Source organism: Photobacterium sp. TLY01, assembly GCF_021432065.1.
Taxonomy (GTDB): Bacteria; Pseudomonadota; Gammaproteobacteria; order Enterobacterales; family Vibrionaceae; genus Photobacterium; species Photobacterium halotolerans_A.
This window is the reverse complement of record NZ_CP090364.1, coordinates 639,385-660,925: the sequence shown is the minus strand read 5'-3', so window position 1 is coordinate 660,925 and position 21,541 is coordinate 639,385. Positions and strand designations below refer to the sequence as shown.

Below are 21,541 nucleotides of genomic sequence, written 5' to 3'. Positions count from 1 at the left end.
GCAAGTTAAAAAAGCAGTAGCAGGACACAGCATGATAGAGATCAACAGGGTCAATAAAACCTTCAAGGTCGGGGATAAAGACATCCACGCCTTACGCGATATCAATCTCAGGATCGAGCAAGGCACAATTTTTGGTGTCATCGGTGCGTCCGGTGCAGGAAAAAGTACCCTGATACGTTGCGTTAACCTGCTTGAGAAGCCCACCTCAGGGCATATCATTGTTGATGGTATCGATCTGACTCAGCTCTCAAATCAGGAGTTGACACTGGCTCGCCGTAAAATCGGCATGATTTTCCAGCACTTTAACCTGCTCTCGTCTCGTACCGTGTTCGACAACGTCGCGCTGCCGCTGGAACTGGCCGGCACGGAAAAAGCGGAAATCAAACGCAAAGTGACTGAATTGCTCAATCTGGTTGGGTTGGCAGACAAGCACCAGTCCTACCCGTCTAATCTCAGCGGCGGACAAAAACAGCGCGTGGCGATCGCCCGTGCGCTGGCCTCTGATCCGAAAGTCCTGCTGTGTGACGAAGCCACCAGCGCCCTGGATCCGGCCACCACTCAGTCCATTCTTGAATTGCTGAAAGAAATCAATCACAAACTGAACCTGACCATTTTGTTGATCACCCATGAGATGAATGTGGTGAAAAGCATCTGCTCCGAAGTGGCCATCATCGGCAACGGCGAGCTGGTCGAGAAAGGTCCGGTGGGAGATATCTTTGCCCACCCGAAAACAGAACTGGCACGAGAATTTATCCGTTCTACTTTAGATCTGTCGATACCGGCAGATTATCAAGCCCGGCTGGAAACCGAGCGCACAGAGAGCAACTATCCTCTGATACGGCTGGAGTTCACAGGCGCTTCTGTGGATGCACCACTGCTCAGTCAGGCATCCCGCCAATTCGGGATTGATGCCAACATTCTGAGTGCCGACATGGATTATGCAGGCGGTGTGAAGTTCGGCCTGATGCTGGCAGAATTTTTTGGCTCTGAAGAAGCGACACAACAAACCATCGCTTTCCTTCGCGAACACAAAGTAAATGTAGAGGTGCTGGGTTATGTTGCTTGATTCTATCGCCACCTGGTGGCAAACCAACGAACGCCTGATTGGTCTGCTGACGGACGCTTTAGGCGAAACCCTGATGATGGTCTTCGCATCCGGCCTGATTGGTTTTGCGATTGGTATTCCTGTGGGTGTCGCTTTGCACCTGACCAAACCGAACGGCCTGCTGGCCAATCCGGGATTCAATAAAGTGCTGGGTGGCATCGTCAATATCGGTCGCTCGATCCCATTTATTATTCTGCTGGTCGCCATTATTCCGTTCACCCGCTTTGTGGTAGGCAGCTCTATCGGGACAGCGGCGGCCATCGTGCCACTGACAGTCGGCGCCATTCCTTTTATTGCGCGCTTAGTCGAAGGCGCACTGCTCGAAGTGCCCAGCGGCCTGGTGGAAGCTGCGCAGGCTATGGGCGCCACACCGGTGCAAATCATTCGCAAGGTGCTGCTGCCAGAAGCGCTGCCGGGCATTATTAATGCTGTGACCATCACCCTGGTCACTCTGGTTAGCTACTCGGCCATGGCAGGTACAGTCGGCGGCGGTGGTTTAGGTGATGTCGGTATTCGCTATGGTTATCAGCGATTTGACGGCACTGTCATGATGATCACCGTGATTATGCTGGTCATTTTAGTGCAGCTGATTCAGTCTGCCGGGGATCATCTGGTCCGCCGCGTTGACCACAGATAAGTTTGACGGGAACACAACAGAAAACTCACATTCGCCGGACATGGCTTTCCGGCGAAACCGATAAGTTACAGCAATACAACGACAACAAAGTACAGGGATTCCCTGAACAATAGGAGAAGTACAATGGCTCTGAATATTAAACATTTCTTTGCAGTCGCGGGTCTGGCCTCAGCGTTGGCACTGACCGGCTGTGGTGAGAAACAAGAACCAACCGCTGCCGTTGACAACAGCAAAATCAAAGTAGGTGTGATGGCCGGCGCTGAAGCGCAAGTAGCTGAAGTGGCCGCCAAAGAAGCCAAAGACAAATATGGTCTGGACGTTGAGCTGATCACTTTCACCGACTATGTGTCGCCAAACGCGGCGCTGGAAGAAGGCTCAATCGACGTGAACGCTTTCCAGCATAAACCTTATCTGGATCAGCAAATGAAAGACCGTGGCTACAAATTCGCGATTGCCGGTAACACCTTCGTCTACCCGATTGCCGCCTACTCAAGCAAAATCGCTTCTATCGATGAACTGCAAGACGGCGATCAAATCGCAGTACCAAACGATCCAACCAACCTGGGCCGCTCACTGCTGCTGCTGCAACAACAAGGTCTGATCAAACTGAAAGAAGGCGCAGGCCTGACAGCCACTGTGCTGGATATCGTTGAAAATCCAAAGAACCTGGAGATTGTTGAGCTGGAAGCGCCGCAGCTGCCGCGTTCTCTGGACGATGTCAAACTGGCCATTATCAACAACACCTATGCCAGCACGATCGACCTGTCACCGGATCATGACGGTATCTTTGTCGAAGGCAAAGAATCACCTTATGTGAACCTGATTGTTGCCCGTGAAGACAACGTGAATGCCGAAAACGTGCAGACGTTTATCAAGGCATACCAGTCCGACGCAGTGAACGATGCTGCGATGGAGATCTTCAAAGGTGGCATCGTTAAAGGCTGGTAATTCATCCGCCTCGTCACATCAGCCAGATAACATATCAAAAGCCCCTGCAAAGGGGCTTTTTTTGTTCAGGGGGGGACAGGGAAGCGGCCAAACAGCCTGATCGTTTACTTCTTCTTTTTCACCGTACCCTGTACCGCCTTAAAGCGTGGATTGGATTTACAAATCACGTAGATGCGGCCACGTCGCTTGACCACCTGACAATCCCGGTGACGCTGTTTGGCGCTTTTAAGTGAGCTTAATACCTTCATTTTTCTTCCTTATTTGCTAAACGCCGCAAAACGACGAGTAAAGTTAGCCATCCGACCTTCTGTCTTAATGACCCGCTGCTTACCGGTATAAAACGGGTGGGACTCTGAAGACACATCCAGTAAAAAATACGGGTATTCTTTGCCGTCTTCCCAGGTGATGGTTTTGTCTGTCTTCAGTGTCGAACCGACAATAAAATATTTATCTACGCTGGTGTCGTGAAAGACCACTTTACGGTATTCAGGATGGATATCTGGTTTCATCATGCCTCCTCGCACTAAATGTTATAATATAACATAACACTTAATGGCATTTGCCTACAACAAGATTTTCAGCCACACCAGATTGAGATGTGCTAAGGTCTGGCGGATATGAATTGCAGCGACATGCGTTTAATGACAGAGAAAATGACTTTTCAGATTGAACCGATTGGTGTTATCCACTCCCCCTACAAAGAGAAGTTCGCCGTCCCTCGCCAGCCCGGGCTGGTGCCCAGTGCCAGAGCAACTCTGGCATTAACTGGTGATGCCAATACACCGGAAGCAGTCAGAGGCATCGCACAATTCAGCCATCTTTGGCTGCTGTTTTTATTTGATCAGAACCTGTCGGCAGGCTGGCGCCCGACCGTAAGACCGCCCAGACTGGGCGGTAATGACCGCATTGGCGTCTTTGCCAGCCGGGCCACATTTCGCCCCAACGGCATAGGCATGTCAGCCGTTAAACTGATGGGCATACGACAAGAAAAAGGTCAGGTGCTATTGGATCTGGCCGGTGTAGATCTGGTTGACGGTACACCTGTCATAGATATCAAACCCTATATTCCCTATTCAGACAGTGTGCCGGATGCCAGCGGCGGCTTTGCAGCAGAAACCCCTGAACTGCTCCCGGTGGAGTTTACTCCCGCCGCACTGGCTCAGCTTGATGGCGAAGATGCGGATTATCAGAAAGCTGTGATTGAAGAAGTGTTGGCGCAGGATCCGCGCCCGGCTTACAAGAAAGGGAAAACAGATGAAAAACGCTATGGCGTCTTATTGTTTGATTACAACGTACGCTTCCGGTTTGTAGACGATAAAGTTCTGGTCGAAGAAATTGTGGCCCCCGGGTAAGCAGCCCCTGCAGACTATACTTAGCCTGTTTTCCGGTGACTGAGGTCACCGGACAGCCAATAAGCCTCGGGTTCCCTTTGGCGAAAGGCCGATACGCTGCTAATATACTGCTCTCAATATTAATCCTCATAATTACCAACGGATACCATCAATGCGTACCAGTAAATATCTTCTTTCTACCCTGAAGGAGACTCCAAACGACGCAGAAGTCATCAGCCACCAGCTGATGCTACGTGCAGGTATGATCCGTAAGCTGGCCTCAGGTTTGTACACCTGGCTGCCTACAGGTCTGCGTGTCCTGCGTAAGGTCGAAACCATTGTTCGTGAAGAAATGAACAATGCCGGTGCAGTCGAAACACTGATGCCTGTGGTTCAGCCGTCTGAACTGTGGCAGGAAACTGGCCGCTGGGACAAATTCGGTCCTGAGCTGCTGCGCATTGCTGACCGCCATGACCGACCGTTTGTACTGGGCCCGACGCACGAAGAAGTCATCACTGACATGGTGCGGAATGAGGTGAAATCCTACAAGCAGTTACCGCTGAACCTGTACCAGATCCAGACTAAATTCCGTGATGAAGTACGCCCCCGTTTCGGTGTGATGCGCTCTCGCGAATTCATCATGAAAGATGCCTACTCTTTCCATCTGGATAAAGACAGCCTGCAAGACACCTACAACGATATGTACCGTGCATACAGCAACGTGTTCAGTCGTATGGGGCTGGATTTCCGCGCTGTCCTGGCAGATACAGGTTCTATCGGCGGCAGCGGCTCGCACGAGTTCCACGTTCTGGCCGAAAGTGGTGAAGATCTGATTGCCTTCTCGACCGAGTCGGACTATGCCGCCAACATCGAAAAAGCCGAAGCGCTGGCACCCGCCACTGAGCGTGCAGCGCCAACGGAAGAGATGAAACTGGTGGATACACCAAACGCGAAAACCATCGCTGAGCTGGTTGAGCAATTTGGCCTGCCGATTGAGAAAACCGTGAAGACGCTGTTCGTGAAAGCTTCTGAAGAATCAGACGCTGAATTAATCGCCCTGATTGTGCGCGGTGATCACGAGCTGAACGAAGTGAAGGCAGAAAACCTGGATTGTGTTGCCAAACCGCTGGAGTTTGCGACTGAAGAAGAAATCCGCGCCGTTGTCAATGCAGGCCCGGGCTCTCTGGGTCCTGTCGGTCTGCCTGTTGAGTTCATCGTTGACCGCAGCGTTGCCGTGATGAGCGACTTTGGCGCTGGTGCCAACGTTGACGGCAAACACCACTTTGGCATCAACTGGGGACGAGACGTCGAACTGGGTCGTGTCGAAGATCTGCGTAACGTGATGGAAGGTGATCCGAGCCCATGCGGCAAAGGCACGATATTGCTCAAGCGCGGTATCGAAGTGGGTCATATTTTCCAACTGGGAACCAACTACTCGGCATCTATGGGTGCCACTGTACTGGATGCCAACGGCAAGCAGGCCGTGATGGAAATGGGCTGTTACGGTATTGGCTGTACCCGTGTGGTCGCCGCGGCAATCGAACAGAACAACGATGAGAACGGCATTATCTGGCCAGACGCTATTGCGCCATTCCAGGTCGCCATTGTACCGATGAACATGCATAAGTCAGAAGAAGTCCAGCAGGCTGCGGAAGCCCTGTATGCAGAGCTGACGGCTGCCGGCATTGAAGTGCTGTTTGATGACCGTAAAGAACGTCCAGGCGTCATGTTTGCTGACATGGAGCTGATCGGCGTGCCACATACTGTGGTGATCGGTGATCGCAGCCTGAAAAACGGTGAAGTGGAATATAAAGATCGCCGTACAGGCACGAAAGAGCCGGTGGCTGCTGACAACATTGCTACCTTCATCAAGCAAAAGCTGGCTTAAGCTTTTGCTGATTGACTCGTGATCGTAACGAAAAGCCTCCGTTTGGAGGCTTTTTTGTGTCTGTGCCACAGTTACCCAGTTTAAATTACAAATAAACTGAGTATTATCACTAGACTAGACGCCACCAGTGTCTGTCGCATCTGTTTAGTATCTTGAGTGGAACGTTTTGCATGGGCAAGGAAAAGCCAAAAATCAGTCTTCTGCTTTCCGGTGGCGGTGCCAGAGCGGCTTATCAGGTTGGCGTACTCAAAGCCATTTCTGAATGGTATCCCCGCAATCACCACAGCCCTTTTGTGATTTACAGTGGCACCTCTGCCGGTGCGATCAACGCCACGGCGATTGCCTGCTATGCGTCCTGTTTTCGCTTAGGCGTGAAAAAGCTGGAATGGATCTGGGCGCGCCTGCACAGCAGACGGGTGTTCCGCTCCAGCAGCTGGGGCATCACCCAGCACTTGTCACATCAACTGCTGACCAGGCTGCGGGCGGGTCATCACCCCAGACCGCCATTCGGTTTGCTGGATAATCGGCCGTTGCGTCAGTTGCTCAATCAGGTCAATAATTACGGCCGGCTGGAGCAGCAGATTATGGCGGGCAATCTGCACGGCATTTCTATTACGGCCTCAAGCTATAAAAGCGGCAAAACTGTCAGCTTTTTTCAGGGGCAACAGAGTATTACGCCCTGGACTTACTCGAAATCCAAAGGACGCCGGTCTCTTATCAACACAGAGCACTTGCTTGCCTCCTCAGCCATCCCTTTTGTCTTTCCGGCCAGCAGGATTGGACAGGCATACTATGGCGACGGATCGATCAATCAGCTGACCCCACTGCGTCCGTCGATGAAAATGGGTGCCGATAAGATTCTGATTATCGACTTGATCAATCAAAGATTACGGCCGCAGGATCCCACTCAAGCCCCAGGGGTGGGCATGTTAACCGGCCACCTGATGGATACCATTTTCAGTGATACTATGGCCGCTGAACTGGAACATCTGGAATACACCAATACATTGCTCAGTAAGTTGCCTGACGATGAAAGACGTCACATGGCCGTCAAATCGGTTGATACCCTGCACTTGTACCCGAGTCAGTCGTTTGAGCCTCTGGCTCAGGCTTTCTATCACCATATGCCGCTGGGTGCCCGCTCTCTGATGCGCGTATTGGGGATCAGTCCTAAAGACGATGCAGCCCTGACCAGCTATATTCTTTTCGAGCCCAATTACATCCACGCGCTGATCAATCTCGGCTACCTGGATGCTCAGGCGCGAGAAAGTGAGCTACGTTCGTTTTTAGAATAAAAACAATGGGAGATTTTCATTTCATTCCATTTTCTATTGATCTGGTTCCAAAATCTCATATATTAAAACCCTTGCTTATCAATGATATTAGTGATGGATCCCATTATCTGGCACAAAAAGCAAACTGACATCAGCAGAACCCGGGCCAAACCGCTGGGTGCGGATCTGCGCTTGCTTATCCTGCAAAAAATGCAGGGCAAGCCTGAGCTGTCTGTGCTGCTGGAAGTCTTTGCGCTGGAAGTTGAGAAACAGATTGATATCAGTCGTATGTTGTGGCGCCATGAAACCACCACAACCCTGATACGCCACGGGCAAGGCACAGACAACCGCCAGTGCTTCGCCCTGCGCTATGCCGATCACGCACTGGGGGAGATCCAGTACGACACGCCTTATGCGCTGGATCAGGATGAAATCAACCTACTTCACACCTACCACAGGCTGCTGGCCGGCCCATTATTCAGTGCAATAGAATATCGCCGGATCAAGGAAATGGCGATGCGGGATCATCTGTCCGGCCTGCGCAACCGCAGCTGCCTGGATCAGGACATACTGCATGCCATCGCCATGAGTGAGCGCCGCCAGGTTGGCCTGGTGCTCTTATTGTTTGATCTGGATAACTTTAAACAGGTCAATGATAAGTATGGTCATCTGGATGGCGATAACGTGATTCGCCGATTTTCATCGATCCTGAAACAATCTGTCCGTACCTCTGATCGTTGTTACCGCATGGGCGGGGACGAGTTTGTCCTCTTGCTGCAACCAGCCTCTGAACACTCCGCCCGCAAGGTTATTCACCGTGTGATGACACGTATTGAGCAAGACCATACCTTGCGCAGCCTGGAGATAGGCACCTCAATTGGCGCAACGCCTTACCGGCGCGGTGATACTCCCGTCAGTTTATTTGAGCGTGCCGATCGCCAGCTCTATCAGCACAAGCGTTCTAAATAACCCGCTGCGCTCGATCTCAATCACCGATAACGGTAAGCTCTGACTCATCTATCATGACCCTATTCAGGAGACACAATGAAAGTCACTGACTGCTGCGAACTGATCCGCCAGAGTTACAGCCAAATTGGCAGCGGCGAGCAGGGCTATATCCCTGCCGCGATTGCCTGCGCCGTCCGTGCCTTAAATGACGTCGCGGCCAGTTCTGATGTGCCAATGGCCATCCGGGAGCAAGCTGCCTTTGCCGCTGCGAATTTACTGATCAGCGATCACGAGGATGCACAATGAACCTCAAGACATTCGAAACCATGGATCCTGTGATGCTGATGAGCATCGTCAATATGAAGATTCGTGATGAATTTGGTGACTTGGACGCTCTGGTCCGCTACTACGAGATCGACAAAGAGAAACTGATCGCCCGGCTGACTGCCGCCGGATTTGACTATTTGCCTGACGCCAGACAATTTCGCTAATGGCACACATAAAAACGGAAAGCCAGGCTTTCCGTTTTTTATGTTCTGTTCTCGCCACTCAGTTAACTGAACGAGGACACCAATACCGCAATCACCAGCACAGGGCAGACAAACTTCAGATACACAGGCCAGATTTTCCAGAACAAGGACTGCTCCAATGCCGGGCTGCCTGCGCTCAGCTCTTTCAGTTTACGGTGACGTGACCATACCCAACCACCAAACACAGTGAACAACAAAGCTGCAACCGGCTGGAAATATTGGGTCGCTATGGTGGCGACCAAACCAAACAGCTGACCAAAGTTAAAAATAATCACCGCACTGAATACCGCAATCACTCCGCCCAGAACCCAGCTTGTCGCTTTACGGCCCGTTTCAAAGCGCTCACTGACCAAAGCCACCGGGCACTCCAGCATCGATATCGAAGACGTCAGCGCCGCAATGGTCATCAGCACAAAGAACACCAGCGCAATGAACTGACCGGCCAAGCCCAGGCTGTCGAACAGCAGCGGCAGCACAGTAAACACCAGCGTATCCGAACCCAGCAAGGAGCCGTCTTCAGCGTAGATGGCCACTCCTTTTTGCATCGCAACAAACATGGCAGGCAACACCACCAGACCGGCAATAAAAGCCACCGCCGTGTCCACCAGGGTAACGCTCAGCGCCATTTTCGGCAGGCTCTCTTTCTTGCTCAGGTAAGAGCCGTAAATCAACATGGAGCAACCGCCGATCGTCAGGGAGAAAAAGCCCTGGCCCATGGCAGCCAGCAGGAGTTTAGGTTCCAGCACTTTACTGAAATCAGGGATCAGGTAATGCTTCAGGCCTTCCATCGCACCGTCTTGCGTCATGATATACACAAACAGCAGCAGAAAGAGGACAAACAGTGCCGGCATCAGACGAGTTGACCACTTTTCGATACCCTGCTTCACCCCGCTTTGGACAATCAAGATGGTCAGCAAATAAAAAATAGCCGCCCCAAACAGGTTACGGGAAACTGAAAAACCTTTCAGCCAGGCCGTCAGCTCTGCCATCCCCAGAATATCGGTCACAGCAGCCAGCAGGAAAGTTACCAGCCAGCCAGCGACGATGCTGTAAAACGCCAGTACCAGACATGGCACCATCAGGCCAATCCAGCCCACCAATGCGCCCGCACGCTTGGCCGTTGGGTGATCGCTCAGGCTGCGCATACTGTCTACCGGGTTTGCCTGCCCATAGCGGCCAATCGCCATTTCCACGATCAGCATTGGGAAAGCCACCACCAGAATCATCAACAGATAAACCAGCAGGAATGCGCCGCCGCCATTACTGGCCGCTTGCGTAGGAAACCCCCAGATGTTACCTAATCCTACCGCTGCCCCTGCAGCCGCGAGGATAAAGCCCATCCGTGAGCCAAAATGTTCGCGTGTTCCTGCCATGCTTTACAACCTTATCGTATCAGTGAACTAGTACAATATAATTGTTGGGGGATTTTATCAATATCAGTGCATTCAACCGGTCAAAATTACAGCAGCAAGAGGATTGTTTAATCATGGCGAGAATAGGAAGGAAATTATCCGCCCGGCAAGGGCGGATAAAGCGAGCCGTTACTGCATTTGCGAGAAATAAGCTGCCAGATTCTCAATATCAGTATCACTGAGCATCGCCGCCTGCGGCTGCATCAGCATGGCGTTACCGCCTGTACGTTCTTTATTCTTATAGGCTTTCAGCGCATTCACCAGATACAGCTCGTTCTGACCTTTCAGATTCGGATACCCGGGAATCACCGCCTGACCATCAGCACCGTGGCAAGCCGCGCAAATGGCTGCTTTTCCCTTGCCGGCGGCTGCATCACCCGCAGCCATCACAGGGAGTGAAAATAGTGTCGCGGCCAGTGTCAGCGTCATTGCTTTTTTCATAAGATCCTCATTATTTTATTTATATCGACATTCAAACACTGCCTGACTATCTACATTCCTGACCCCGGTGTCAGTGTAGGTGATCACACTTCCAGACGAACTCACATTCATTCCCTTCAAAGCCTTTCACTACAAATACATCCGCCACTGCGGCCAGTTGATCACCATAAAACAGCAAGGGGGTCTGACGCCGGCGCCAGCTGGGCACCCCATACTCCTGAAAGAGCTTCTTCAACTTACGGCGACCAGCCCGTCCCAACGGTTGGACCTGCAGACCGCTGGGATCAAACGCAACCCACACCCGTTCACCCGGCTCAGGGCGACGAAGCGTTCCGCCAGAGTGACTGTTGAGCGTAACCTCACCCAACGAAGCAGGTAAGGTGCAAGGAGTATCCAGGCTCATGTCGCTTTGCCACTTCGTTACATCCTGCCGCGGACGGACAGCGTACAGACGGGACTGAAAGCGACGTACTTCGTATCCGGCCAGCGACACGCAGGGGTTGGCATCGTCTCGGGCCAGACAGACCGCCAGCCAGATTTGTTCCAGTTGTGCTTTGGAAGGAACAGGCAGGCCCTGTCGCTGCAACCAAAGACGCACCAACGCTCTGCCCTGTTTCCCATCCGTTACGGCGCTCAGAGCTATGCTGCCGTCTGGCGCAACAATCTGGTTCAGTTTGTCTGCCAGCAAGGATTCAAGTAAGGATTGCTGCTCACCGCACAGTGTCGCGCTGCGTGCGACGGCCTGCCGCAATCCCGGCCAGCGGGATGTCAGTGCCGGCACAATATCCAGCCGCAAAAAATTACGGTCAAAGCGCCTGTCCTGGTTACTCTCATCATCGACCCAGTCCAGATGATGCGCATCAGCATAGGCGTGCAGCTCAGCACGGCTGACATCCAGCAAAGGGCGGATGTGTGAACCATTGGCAAAGGGTTTGACCTCTGGCATGGCCGCCAGACCCGCAGGGCCGCTGCCGCGTTTGAGGGCCAGCAAGACAGTTTCCAGCTGATCGTCGGCATGCTGTGCAGTGAGCAGGTACTGTTGTGAACCAACATATTTCGCTAATGCCTCGTAACGCGCTGCTCTGGCGGCCTGCTCCAGACTGATCCGGCTCCCCGCGTGCACGCTGACCCGTTCACAGTACAATGACACCGCATCTTGCTGAGCCCAGACTTTGCACTGTTCTGCCCAGCGATCCGCGTTCGGGCTCAGACCATGGTGCACATGTACTGCCAACACCTGATAACTTGGGTGTTTTTGTCTGAACCGGCTCAGAAGATGCAATAGCACACGAGAGTCCAGCCCACCGCTGAGGGCAAGCACCAGCTGTGATGGCTGCGGACAAAGGCGCAAGAGAGTGTCAGAGAAATGAGTCAACAGCATAGATATCAGCAATTCTGCTCTGTGGTGTGTGGCAATAGCGCTATCTTATCTCAGCGCAGGGGCAGGTGTTAGTGCCGCTTTAGTCCGCGTGCAGCAACAGCGCGCCGCAGATAGCAAAACGGGCCGCCTTTGGCGACCCGTTCATCAATAACCGGAAGTCAATATCAGCAGTAGCCGTAACTCAGCAAACGCTGATAACGACGCTCACGCAGACTGTCTTCATCCAGCGCTTCCAGATCGTTCAGTGTATTAAGCAGCTGTTGCTTGATCCGTCCAGCCATCGCCGGTACATTACGGTGCGCACCACCAAGCGGCTCTTCAATGATGTTATCAATCAGACCCAGCTCTTTGAGGCGATCCGCTGTCATCCCCATCGCTTCAGCTGCCTGTGGTGCTTTATCTGAATCACGCCACAGAATCGACGCACAGCCTTCCGGTGAGATCACTGAATAGGTCGAGTATTGCAGCATGTTCACGCAATCACCGACACCAATCGCCAGTGCACCGCCCGAACCGCCTTCACCGACCACATTACAGATCACTGGCACGTTCAGACCGGCCATGACTTTCAGATTCATAGCAATGGCTTCAGACTGGCCGCGCTCCTCGGCACCCACACCAGGGTACGCGCCTGCGGTATCAATAAAAGTGATGATTGGCATGCGGAAACGCTCAGCCATTTTCATCAGGCGTAATGCTTTACGGTAGCCTTCAGGTTTAGGCATACCAAAGTTACGCAAGACTTTCTCCCGGGTCTCGCGACCTTTCTGATGGCCAATCACCATTACCGGACGACCATCGAGACGGGCAATCCCGCCGATCAGGGCTTTATCATCGGCAAATGCACGATCGCCAGCCAGCGGATCGAATTCAGTAAAGATATGCTCGATATAATCCAGCGTATACGGACGCTGCGGGTGACGGGCCAGCTGTGCAACCTGCCAGGCACCCAGATCGCCAAAAATCTTTTTGGTCAGTTCCAGGCTTTTTTGTTCAAGCTGTGCAATTTCTTTGTCCAGATCAACCGAGGCCGATTTATCACGGTGCGATACATCGCGCAGGGCTTCAATTTTGGCTTCTAGCTCGGCAATGGGTTGTTCAAAATCAAGGAAGTTCAGGCTCATACCACTTGTAATCCTTTGTCCATCAGTAGCGACCTGTCTGACAGGTGCCGGACTCATTAATTAAACTCAAATTCGACTTGCTGCTCGCCCAGTAACACTTTGAGATCAGTGATTAAATCATCACTTGGCGTTATCCGCCACTCGGTGCCAAGGGTAAGTTTAGCGCGAGCATTCGAACGCTGATAATAAATATTTACCGGGACAGTACCTGCCCGGTGCGGCTCCAGCGCTTTGCTGAAACGCTCAAAAAATGTGTGATCAATCTGCCCTTCCGTCAGCGAGATAGCAAGACCCCGCAGGTGCTTTTCTCTAGCTTCAGAAATATCAAGGACTTCACGTGCAGACATTTTAAGGCCACCATTGAAATCATCAAAGCTGACCTGTCCGGAAACGACCAAAATCCGGTCTTTTTCAATCAGATCGAGATATCGATCCAAAGCATCGGAGAAGAGCATGACTTCCATGCGCCCCGACCTGTCATCTAAGGTCAGCACCCCAATCCGGGTGCCGCGTTTGGTTGTCATCACCCGGGCGGCAATCACCAGTCCGGCGATGGTCACGACCTTATCCCGTCCTGTCGGATGGGCGTCTTTCAGGCGCCAGGTGACATAGTGCTTGAGTTCACGCACATAGCTGTTGATCGGGTGTCCCGTCAGGTACAAACCGAGCGTGTCCCGCTCTCCTTCCAGCCAGATTTTCTCCGGCCATTCCGGAATATTGGCGTAGGCTTTTTCCACCTCTTCCGGTGCCGCTGTCAAGACGCCGAACATGTCTGCCTGACCAAATGCCTCGGCCTGATGATGCTGACCCGCGGCTTTCAGCGCGTCGTCCAGTGTGGCCATCATGGCGGCACGGTTTGGCCCGAGCCGGTCCATCGCCCCCGCTTTGATCAAGCGTTCCAGGACACGTTTATTAACCTTCTTGGTGTCTATTCTGGCACAGAAATCAAATAAGTCCTTAAAATGACCACCTTTTTCCCGTGCCGCGATAATATTTTCGATCGGGCCTTCACCCACCCCTTTAATCGCGCCGATGCCGTAGACAATGGCGCCTTCCTCATCCACGGTGAAGCGGTACAATCCCTTGTTCACATCCGGTGGCAGCATCTGCAGGTTCATCCGCTGACATTCTTCCACCAGACCGACCACTTTATCGGTATTGTCCATATCGGCCGTCATGACCGCCGCCATAAACTCAGCCGGATAATGCGCCTTCAGCCAAAGTGTCTGATACGAGACCAGTGCGTACGCGGCCGAGTGCGATTTGTTGAAGCCGTAACCGGCAAATTTCTCTACCAGGTCGAAGATCTTCATCGCCAGCTCGCCGTCCACCCCGTTATTCACGGCGCCGCTTTCAAACGTGGCTCGTTGCTTGGCCATCTCTTCCGGCTTTTTCTTACCCATGGCACGGCGTAGCAAGTCCGCACCGCCCAGGCTGTAACCGGCCAGGACCTGGGCAATTTGCATGACCTGTTCCTGGTACAGAATAATGCCGTAGGTCGGCTCCAGGATCTCTTTCAGCGATTCGTGCTGATAAGTGGCATCGGGATACGAGATCTCTTCACGACCATGCTTACGGTCGATAAAGTTATCCACCATGCCAGATTGCAGCGGCCCCGGACGGAACAGGGCCACCAGAGCGATCATGTCTTCAAAGCAGTCTGGCTGCAGCCGCTTGATCAAATCTTTCATGCCGCGCGATTCAAGCTGGAATACAGCGGTGGATTCAGAGCGCTGCAGCATGGCAAACGACTTGGCATCATCCATCGGAATCGCCGCAATATTGATCGGCGACTTACCCTGTGCTTCCAGGCGCGGGTTAATCATGCCCAGTGCCCAGTCGATGATGGTCAATGTCCGCAAGCCCAGGAAGTCGAACTTCACCAGTCCCGCGGTTTCGACATCGTTCTTATCAAACTGTGTGACCGGATGATGACCTTCGGCGTCACAATAGAGCGGCGCGAAATCCGTGATTGTGGTCGGCGAGATCACCACCCCACCGGCGTGTTTACCGGCATTTCGGGTGACCCCTTCCAGTATCCGGCACATATCGATCAGATCTTTGACTTCTTCATCGGCCTCGTACACTTCACCCAGCTGAGGTTCGGCCTCAAAGGCTTTTGCCAGGGTCATGCCCGGCTCGGCCGGAATCATCTTGGAGATGCGATCGACAAAGCCATAAGGGTGGCCCAGCACCCGGCCCACATCACGAATCACGGCTTTGGCCGCCATGGTACCGAAAGTGATGATCTGAGAGACCGCATCCCGGCCGTACATTTCGGCCACGTGATCGATCACCTGATCCCGTTTATCCATACAGAAGTCGATATCAAAGTCCGGCATGGATACCCGTTCCGGGTTCAGGAAACGTTCGAACAGCAAATCAAAAGCCAGCGGATCGAGATCCGTGATATCCAGCGCATACGCAACCAGAGAACCCGCACCCGAGCCACGCCCCGGGCCGACAGGGACACCGTTCTCCTTCGACCACTGGATAAACTCCATTACGATCAGGAAGTAACCGGGAAACCCCATCTGGTTGATCACTTCCAGTTCAATGTCCAGACGCTCGTCATATTCAGGGCGGCGGTTTTTGCGCACTTCTTCATCGGGAAATAAGAATTCCAGACGTCGCTCCAAACCTTCCTTCGATTTCAGAACCAGGAAATCTTCCGTCGTCATGTCACCGGTCGGGAAGTTCGGCAGGAAATATTCTCCTAACCGGACCGTCACGTTACAGCGCTTGGCAATTTCTACCGAGTTTTCGAGTGCTTCCGGAATGTCGGCAAACAGCTCGCACATTTCCTCTTCACTGCGCAGGTATTGCTGAGCACTGTAATTTTTAGGACGGCGGGGATCGACCAGGGTATAGCCATCATGAATACAAACACGGATTTCATGGGCATCAAACTGATCCGGACTGATGAAACGCACATCATTGGTTGCGACTACGGGCAAGTCCGCTTGCGCGGCCAGTTCAATCGCAAAATGCAGATACGCTTCTTCATCCGGCCGGCCGGTACGGACCAGCTCCAGATAATAACTGTCGGGGAAATGTTGCTGATAAAAGGCCACGCAGCGTTCTGCCGCCGCCTGATTACCTTTGAGCAAGGCTTGTCCGACATCACCGGTTTTACCGCCCGATAGCAGGATTAATCCCTGTTTTTGCTCGACCAGCCAGTCGCGGTCAATCACAGGCATGTGTTGCACATGACCGCGCTGATACGCGCGGGAGATCAGCAAGGTCAGGTTTTTGTAGCCGTCATTGTCTGCCGCCAGGACAGTGAGATCAGACAGCTCCTCGCCATTCTCATCGCTGCGCACTTTGAAATCCGCACCGATAATCGGCTTCACACCCGCGCCATGAGCCGCAAAATAAAATTTCACCAAGCCGCACAGGTTGGTGAAATCTGTCAGTGCCATGGCGGGCATGCCCAGCTCTGCCACTTTCTTGACCAGAGGCGGGACCTTACTCAGGCCGTCGACCATGGAAAAGTCGCTGTGGATGCGCAGGTGTATAAAGCGTGGTTCTGCCATGATGATGTCGTCAATTCAGCGGTTAAGACACAAACTGGGGTTGAGTCTAAAATGATTTTTCGTCAACGCAAGTGCCCGAAAGCCATTACTTCAAATTTTGCGCAATTCGCTCTCGAACTGGCTTAAAACTCTTACGGTGCTGGTCAATCGCGCCGTGTTTTTCCAGCGCAGCAAAGTGGGCTTTGGTCGGATAACCTTTATGCTGGGCAAAGCCGTAGGCCGGGTAGAGTGCATCCAGCGCTTCCATTTCCCTGTCGCGGGTCACTTTGGCCAGTATGGATGCCGCACTGATTTCTGCCACCCGCATGTCCCCTTTCACCACGGCCTGTGCCGGCACAGGTAACGATGGCACACGGTTACCGTCGATCAAAACATAATCGGGCTGGACCGTCAGGCCAGCCACCGCGCGCTGCATCGCGACCATGGTGGCCTGCAAAATATTCAGCGCGTCAATTTCTTCCGGCTCACAGCGGCCCAGTGACCAGCTCAGTGCTTTTTCCTGGATTTCGTCAAACAGCGCCAGGCGCTTTTTCTCGCTCAGCTTCTTCGAGTCAGCAAGTCCGACAATGGGCCTGGCCGGATCTAAAATCACAGCGGCTGTCACGACAGCGCCGACCAAGGGGCCACGGCCCACCTCGTCCACCCCAGCGATCAATCGGGCATCCGGGTATACAAAAGGTTCGTATTGCATTCTGTGTCTCACTCTGTCCGGTCTACGATTACAGGCTATGGCCAGATGATTTGCCGATCAGCCTCAACACGGCTTCGGCGGCCTGCTTATCCGCATCACAACGAATCAGTTGGTGCAAGCGGGTAAATTCGGCCATCAGTGCATGATTGTCGGCCGTCAGGCTCTGTGCAACCGCTGCAGCCAGTTTTTCCGGCACACACTCATCTTGCAATAGTTCAGGCACCAGTTCCCTGTCCGCCAGAATATTGGGCAATGACACATATTTGGTCTTCAGCATGCGTTTGGCTAACCAGGCTGTCAGCGGTTTGACTTTATAGCCAACCACCATCGGGCGCTTCACCAGCATACATTCAAGCGCCACGGTTCCGGAAGCCAGTAGCACTGCATCTGATGCCGTCATGACATCGCGGGCGGTGTCATCCACCAGGACAAAATCCAGTTCGGGCGCAGTCGCCTTCCAAGCCTGTTCAAACTGTTCACGGCGTTTGGCGTTCACCAGTGCTACCATAAAACCCAGTTCAGGGTGTTTGGCTTTCAGTAACTGGCAGGTCTGAATAAAAGGCTCAGCAAGCAGCCCCATTTCACCGCCACGGCTACCGGGTAGCACCGCCAGCCAGCGTTTATCGCTGTCCAGTCCCAGCTTTTGCCGGGCCGCGGCTTGATCGGTTTCTAACGGAATGGCATCTGCCATGGTATGACCGATAAATTCACACGGGACGTTAAATTGATCGTAAAAGGCTTTTTCAAAGGGCAGGAAGGCCAGAACCAGATTGGTCGCCGCTTCAATTTTGAAGATCCGCTTCTGCCGCCAGGCCCAGACCGACGGGCTGACATAATGAACAGTTTTGATCCCCTGCGCTTTCAGGTCTTTTTCCAGACGCAGATTGAAATCTGGCGCATCGATGCCCACAAACACATCCGGCGGATTGGCCGAAAAATACTTCACCAGCTCGGCTTTGATATGAAACAGACGAGGCAGCCGGCCGAGCACCTCGACAATCCCCATCACCGCCAGCTCTTCCATATCAAACAGGGCTTCACATCCCAGCGCCTGCATGCGGGGACCGGCAACGCCGACAAACTCGGCATCCGGGTAACGCGCTTTGACCGCTTCGATAAAGCCGGCCCCTAAAATATCGCCGGAGATCTCCCCGGCGACGATTCCAATTCGAAGTGGCTTACTCATATCAGCGAATAATTCCGCGTTCGGTATTGTTCAGTGCATCAAGCAGCAGACCAACCGATGGCCAGTCTTTTGCCATCTCTTCCAGGACCGGCTTCACCTCAGCCTGAGTTTTACCTGAACGGTAAATCTCTTTATAGGCACGGCGCAGGGCATGAATTTCTGGCTTTTCAAAACCGTTCCGCTGCAAACCGACTATATTCAGTCCGAACGGTGTGGCGTGGTTACCCTGAGCCAGCACATAAGGCGGGACGTCCTGGACCACGGCAGAACAACCACCAACATAGCTGTAAGCGCCTACAGTACAGAATGGATGAATGGCTGACAGCGCCATCACACCAGCGTAATCACCAACCACGACATGGCCACCCAGAATCGAGTTATTGCCAATATGGGTATGGTTCCCAATCACAACATCGTGCGCCACGTGCGCATTGACACACAGCAGGTTGTCGTTGCCAACAATGGTGACGCCTTTATCCTGAACTGTGCCACGATGGATCTGTACGCTTTCGCGGATCACATTGCGGTCACCAATTTCCAGGCGGGTCGGCTCACCGTTGTATTTCTTGTCCTGGCATTCTTCACCAACAATGGCATAAGGAAAAATGCGATTGTCCTGACCAATGGTGGTCGGGCCTTTGATGACGACATGCGACATGATCTCATTGCCATCGCCAATTTCGACATCTTTGCCGATGTAAGTAAAAGGGCCAACGCTGACATTGGCACCGATTTTCACACCGTCTTCAATCACCGCGGATGGGTGAATTTGTGCTGTTTCGTGAATCATGAAAACTCTCGTCTCGCGCATTTCAACTCAGCGGAACACACAACATCGCCGTCCACTTTCGCAATGCCATTAAACATGGCAATACCACGGCGCTCTTTCAGGAATTCCACTTCAATCACCAACTGGTCACCAGGGCCAACAGGTTTACGGAATTTCGCATTATCAATGCTGGCAAAGTAATACAGTTCATTTTCTGCCGGCGCCCCAAAGGTTTTAAATGCCAGTAAGCCTGTGGCCTGTGCCATGGCTTCAAGAATCAGGACACCAGGAAAAACAGGCATTTTCGGAAAGTGGCCGGTAAATTGCGGCTCATTGACGGAAACGTTTTTAATCGCTGTCAGTGTTTTGCCTTCTTCGTAGTTCACAACACGATCAACCATCAGAAAAGGGTAACGGTGTGGAAGAAGCGCTTGGATCTCGGTGATATTCAGCGTTTTGTTTTCGCTAGTCAAAACTGCATTCCTGTCTAAAAAGTTAATAATGCGCCGGACAAAAACGTAAATGGCCTACGCGGTCAGTGACGCAGGCCAGAAAGCGGCAAAAATATGAATGAAAAACTACTGGTTATCTTTTTCGAGTTTTTTCTCTACAGATTTCAATCGCTTATTCATTTCTTCAATTTTCAGAACACGTGCCGCTGTTTTACGCCATTCCCGGTTAGTCTGTAGTGGGATACCGGATGAGTACACGCCAGGCTCAGTAATCGGTCGCATGACCATAGCCATGCCTGTCACTGTTACGCCATCGGTGATTTCCATATGGCCATTGAACACACTGGCTCCGCCGATAAAACAATGTTTACCGACTTTCAGGCTGCCAGCCATAACCGTTGCACCGGCAACAGCCGTATTTTCACCAATGGAAACGTTATGGGCAATCTGGCACTGGTTATCAATGATAACACCATCAGCGATCAAGGTATCCTCAAGTGCACCCCGATCAATCGTGGTACAAGCTCCGATCTCTACTCTGTTGCCAATGCGCACCGTGCCTAATTGAGGAATTTTCTGCCACTGGCCTTTATCGTTGGCATAGCCAAAGCCATCCGAGCCAATCACAGTCCCCGACTGAACCAGGCAGTCGTCGCCCAGCACCACATTGTGATAAATACTGACATTGGCCCATAGCTTAGTGCGACTGCCAAGGCGTGCACCTTTACCGACAAAACAGCCGGGACCCACCTGAACATGATCGCCCAGCACCACACCGGATTCGATCACGGCATTATGGCCAACGGCGACGCCCTCACCCAGAATGGCGTCAGGGGCAATATAGGCTGATGGCGCAATGTCTACAGCACTGGCGGGGGTGGAATCCAGCCATTGAGCCACTTTAGCGTAGGCCAGGTAAGGGTCTTTCACGATCAGTGCATTGCCGTCGAAATATTCAGCATCAGCGGGTGTCAACATCACCGCCGTCGCCTTGCACGTTTGCAGATGCTGACGGTATTTACTGCTGGAAAGGAAAGTGATCTGGCCGGCGCCGGCCTGACCCAACCCTGCAATTGCTGTGACTTCGGCCGCTGCGTCACCACGCAGCTCCGCACCTAATTTTTCTGCTAATGCAGCAAGCGTCAATGCAGCCATTATTTACCTTAATCTTTCGTTTTGTACGTACTGCGCCTTATTATCTGCGGAGTAAGAGACAATGCAAAGGGATAACGCAGAAACGCCCACAATTTGAACAATGTTCACATAATAATGTCATTTTGAATACTAACAGTGAATACACCAGACGGGCCATGATTCCCTTCCCGGTGTACTCACTCATCAGCATTCAGAGAAACAAGATCCCTTTATTTCACCGCTGACATCACTTTCGCAGACAGATCATCTTTCGGGTTGGCAAACAGGATTGCCTGACCATCAACAACCATGTCGTAGCCTTCACGTTTCGCCACATCCTGAATCGCCGTACGCAGTTTCATGGCCAGCTTTTGCTGCTCTTCCGACGCACGACGCGCCTGATCTTCCTGCAGGGCACGTGCTTTCTGCTTAAACTGACTGTCCAGGGTTTGCAGCTCATTTTGCAGTTTCGTTTTGTCGCTGGCGCTCATCAGCTGACCATCACGTTTGAGCTTTTCCAACTTGGATTTGATATTCGTTTCCAGCGAGCGCAACTCGGTTACCCGTCCCTGAAACTCGTTACGCAGCTTATCCTGCAAGTTGTAACGCTGTGCCAACTGTGCCATCGCTTGCGTTGTCGCAACATAACCGACCTTCTCAGCTGCTGCTGCAGCCTGGGTATACATTGATGATGACAGAACGACCAGGCTAAGTCCGGCTGCTTTAATCCACTGTTTCAAAGGCTCTCTCCTTC

The 21,541-nt window shown here is 52.5% G+C and carries 22 protein-coding genes; 9 read left to right on the top strand and 13 right to left on the bottom strand.

The window, feature by feature from the left end:
* The first annotated feature begins 31 nt into the window (after positions 1 to 31).
* From metN to LN341_RS03240, 3 genes are all read left to right on the top strand, one after another.
* The gene (gene metN / locus LN341_RS03250; RefSeq protein ID WP_046222050.1) at positions 32 to 1,066 is read left to right on the top strand and encodes a methionine ABC transporter ATP-binding protein MetN; all 1,035 of its coding nucleotides are present in this window, start codon (positions 32 to 34) and stop codon (positions 1,064 to 1,066) included.
* Positions 1,056 to 1,742 carry a methionine ABC transporter permease gene (locus LN341_RS03245; protein WP_234204029.1) on the top strand — a complete coding sequence of 229 codons (687 nt, stop codon included), beginning with the start codon at positions 1,056 to 1,058 and terminating at the stop codon, positions 1,740 to 1,742. The genes metN and LN341_RS03245 overlap by 11 nt, the downstream gene beginning before the upstream one ends.
* A 123-nt stretch (positions 1,743 to 1,865) precedes the next feature.
* Positions 1,866 to 2,690 carry a MetQ/NlpA family lipoprotein gene (locus LN341_RS03240; RefSeq protein WP_046222048.1) on the top strand — a complete coding sequence of 275 codons (825 nt, stop codon included), beginning with the start codon at positions 1,866 to 1,868 and terminating at the stop codon, positions 2,688 to 2,690.
* 104 nt (positions 2,691 to 2,794) lie between these two features.
* On the opposite strand, the gene ykgO is transcribed toward LN341_RS03240, so the two are convergent.
* Positions 2,795 to 2,938 carry a type B 50S ribosomal protein L36 gene (gene ykgO / locus LN341_RS03235; RefSeq protein WP_027251689.1) on the bottom strand — a complete coding sequence of 48 codons (144 nt, stop codon included), beginning with the start codon at positions 2,936 to 2,938 and terminating at the stop codon, positions 2,795 to 2,797.
* 9 nt (positions 2,939 to 2,947) lie between these two features.
* Positions 2,948 to 3,199 carry a type B 50S ribosomal protein L31 gene (locus LN341_RS03230; RefSeq protein ID WP_234204857.1) on the bottom strand — a complete coding sequence of 84 codons (252 nt, stop codon included), beginning with the start codon at positions 3,197 to 3,199 and terminating at the stop codon, positions 2,948 to 2,950.
* A gap of 144 nt (positions 3,200 to 3,343) precedes the next feature.
* Here LN341_RS03230 and tsaA point away from each other — a divergent pair, with 144 nt between their 5' ends.
* The 6 genes from tsaA (at position 3,344) to LN341_RS03200 (ending at position 8,622) form a co-directional block, all read left to right on the top strand.
* Positions 3,344 to 4,042: a tRNA (N6-threonylcarbamoyladenosine(37)-N6)-methyltransferase TrmO gene (gene tsaA / locus LN341_RS03225; RefSeq protein WP_234204028.1), complete on the top strand. Its 699-nt coding sequence runs from the start codon at positions 3,344 to 3,346 to the stop codon at positions 4,040 to 4,042.
* Positions 4,043 to 4,193: 151 nt separating this feature from the next.
* Positions 4,194 to 5,909 carry a proline--tRNA ligase gene (locus LN341_RS03220; RefSeq protein ID WP_234204027.1) on the top strand — a complete coding sequence of 572 codons (1,716 nt, stop codon included), beginning with the start codon at positions 4,194 to 4,196 and terminating at the stop codon, positions 5,907 to 5,909.
* A gap of 170 nt (positions 5,910 to 6,079) precedes the next feature.
* Entirely contained in the window at positions 6,080 to 7,204 is a 1,125-nt protein-coding gene (locus LN341_RS03215) for a patatin-like phospholipase family protein (protein ID WP_046222045.1), read from the top strand.
* A gap of 93 nt (positions 7,205 to 7,297) precedes the next feature.
* Positions 7,298 to 8,152, top strand: coding sequence for a GGDEF domain-containing protein (locus LN341_RS03210; RefSeq protein ID WP_046222044.1), 855 nt, complete (start codon positions 7,298 to 7,300; stop codon positions 8,150 to 8,152).
* 75 nt (positions 8,153 to 8,227) lie between these two features.
* Positions 8,228 to 8,437, top strand: a complete 210-nt coding sequence (locus LN341_RS03205) for a YaeP family protein (RefSeq protein WP_046222043.1) — start codon at positions 8,228 to 8,230, stop codon at positions 8,435 to 8,437.
* Positions 8,434 to 8,622 (top strand): DUF4250 domain-containing protein, encoded by a 189-nt coding sequence (locus LN341_RS03200; protein WP_234204026.1) that lies wholly within the window; start codon positions 8,434 to 8,436, stop codon positions 8,620 to 8,622. The genes LN341_RS03205 and LN341_RS03200 overlap by 4 nt, the downstream gene beginning before the upstream one ends.
* 62 nt (positions 8,623 to 8,684) lie before the next feature.
* On the opposite strand, the gene LN341_RS03195 is transcribed toward LN341_RS03200, so the two are convergent.
* The 11 genes from LN341_RS03195 to LN341_RS03145 form a co-directional block, all read right to left on the bottom strand.
* Positions 8,685 to 10,034, bottom strand: coding sequence for a sodium-dependent transporter (locus LN341_RS03195; protein WP_046222041.1), 1,350 nt, complete (start codon positions 10,032 to 10,034; stop codon positions 8,685 to 8,687).
* A 168-nt stretch (positions 10,035 to 10,202) separates the two neighbouring features.
* Positions 10,203 to 10,514 (bottom strand): cytochrome c, encoded by a 312-nt coding sequence (locus LN341_RS03190; protein WP_046222040.1) that lies wholly within the window; start codon positions 10,512 to 10,514, stop codon positions 10,203 to 10,205.
* Between the two features lie 70 nt (positions 10,515 to 10,584).
* Positions 10,585 to 11,895, bottom strand: coding sequence for a tRNA lysidine(34) synthetase TilS (gene tilS / locus LN341_RS03185; protein WP_046222039.1), 1,311 nt, complete (start codon positions 11,893 to 11,895; stop codon positions 10,585 to 10,587).
* A 164-nt stretch (positions 11,896 to 12,059) separates the two neighbouring features.
* Positions 12,060 to 13,019 carry an acetyl-CoA carboxylase carboxyl transferase subunit alpha gene (accA, locus tag LN341_RS03180; protein WP_234204025.1) on the bottom strand — a complete coding sequence of 320 codons (960 nt, stop codon included), beginning with the start codon at positions 13,017 to 13,019 and terminating at the stop codon, positions 12,060 to 12,062.
* Positions 13,020 to 13,075: 56 nt separating this feature from the next.
* Positions 13,076 to 16,555, bottom strand: a complete 3,480-nt coding sequence (gene dnaE / locus LN341_RS03175; RefSeq protein WP_234204024.1) for a DNA polymerase III subunit alpha — start codon at positions 16,553 to 16,555, stop codon at positions 13,076 to 13,078.
* A gap of 85 nt (positions 16,556 to 16,640) precedes the next feature.
* Positions 16,641 to 17,246, bottom strand: a complete 606-nt coding sequence (gene rnhB / locus LN341_RS03170; RefSeq protein WP_046222036.1) for a ribonuclease HII — start codon at positions 17,244 to 17,246, stop codon at positions 16,641 to 16,643.
* A 28-nt stretch (positions 17,247 to 17,274) separates the two neighbouring features.
* Entirely contained in the window at positions 17,275 to 18,432 is a 1,158-nt protein-coding gene (lpxB, locus tag LN341_RS03165; protein WP_234204023.1) for a lipid-A-disaccharide synthase, read from the bottom strand.
* A gap of 1 nt (position 18,433) precedes the next feature.
* The gene (lpxA, locus tag LN341_RS03160; RefSeq protein ID WP_046222034.1) at positions 18,434 to 19,222 is read right to left on the bottom strand and encodes an acyl-ACP--UDP-N-acetylglucosamine O-acyltransferase; all 789 of its coding nucleotides are present in this window, start codon (positions 19,220 to 19,222) and stop codon (positions 18,434 to 18,436) included.
* Positions 19,219 to 19,674, bottom strand: a complete 456-nt coding sequence (gene fabZ / locus LN341_RS03155; RefSeq protein WP_027251674.1) for a 3-hydroxyacyl-ACP dehydratase FabZ — start codon at positions 19,672 to 19,674, stop codon at positions 19,219 to 19,221. Before fabZ ends, lpxA begins: the two co-directional genes overlap by 4 nt.
* A 105-nt stretch (positions 19,675 to 19,779) precedes the next feature.
* Positions 19,780 to 20,808, bottom strand: a complete 1,029-nt coding sequence (gene lpxD, locus LN341_RS03150; protein WP_046222033.1) for a UDP-3-O-(3-hydroxymyristoyl)glucosamine N-acyltransferase — start codon at positions 20,806 to 20,808, stop codon at positions 19,780 to 19,782.
* Positions 20,809 to 21,017: 209 nt separating this feature from the next.
* The gene (locus LN341_RS03145) at positions 21,018 to 21,527 is read right to left on the bottom strand and encodes an OmpH family outer membrane protein (RefSeq protein WP_046222032.1); all 510 of its coding nucleotides are present in this window, start codon (positions 21,525 to 21,527) and stop codon (positions 21,018 to 21,020) included.
* Positions 21,528 to 21,541 lie beyond the last annotated feature (14 nt).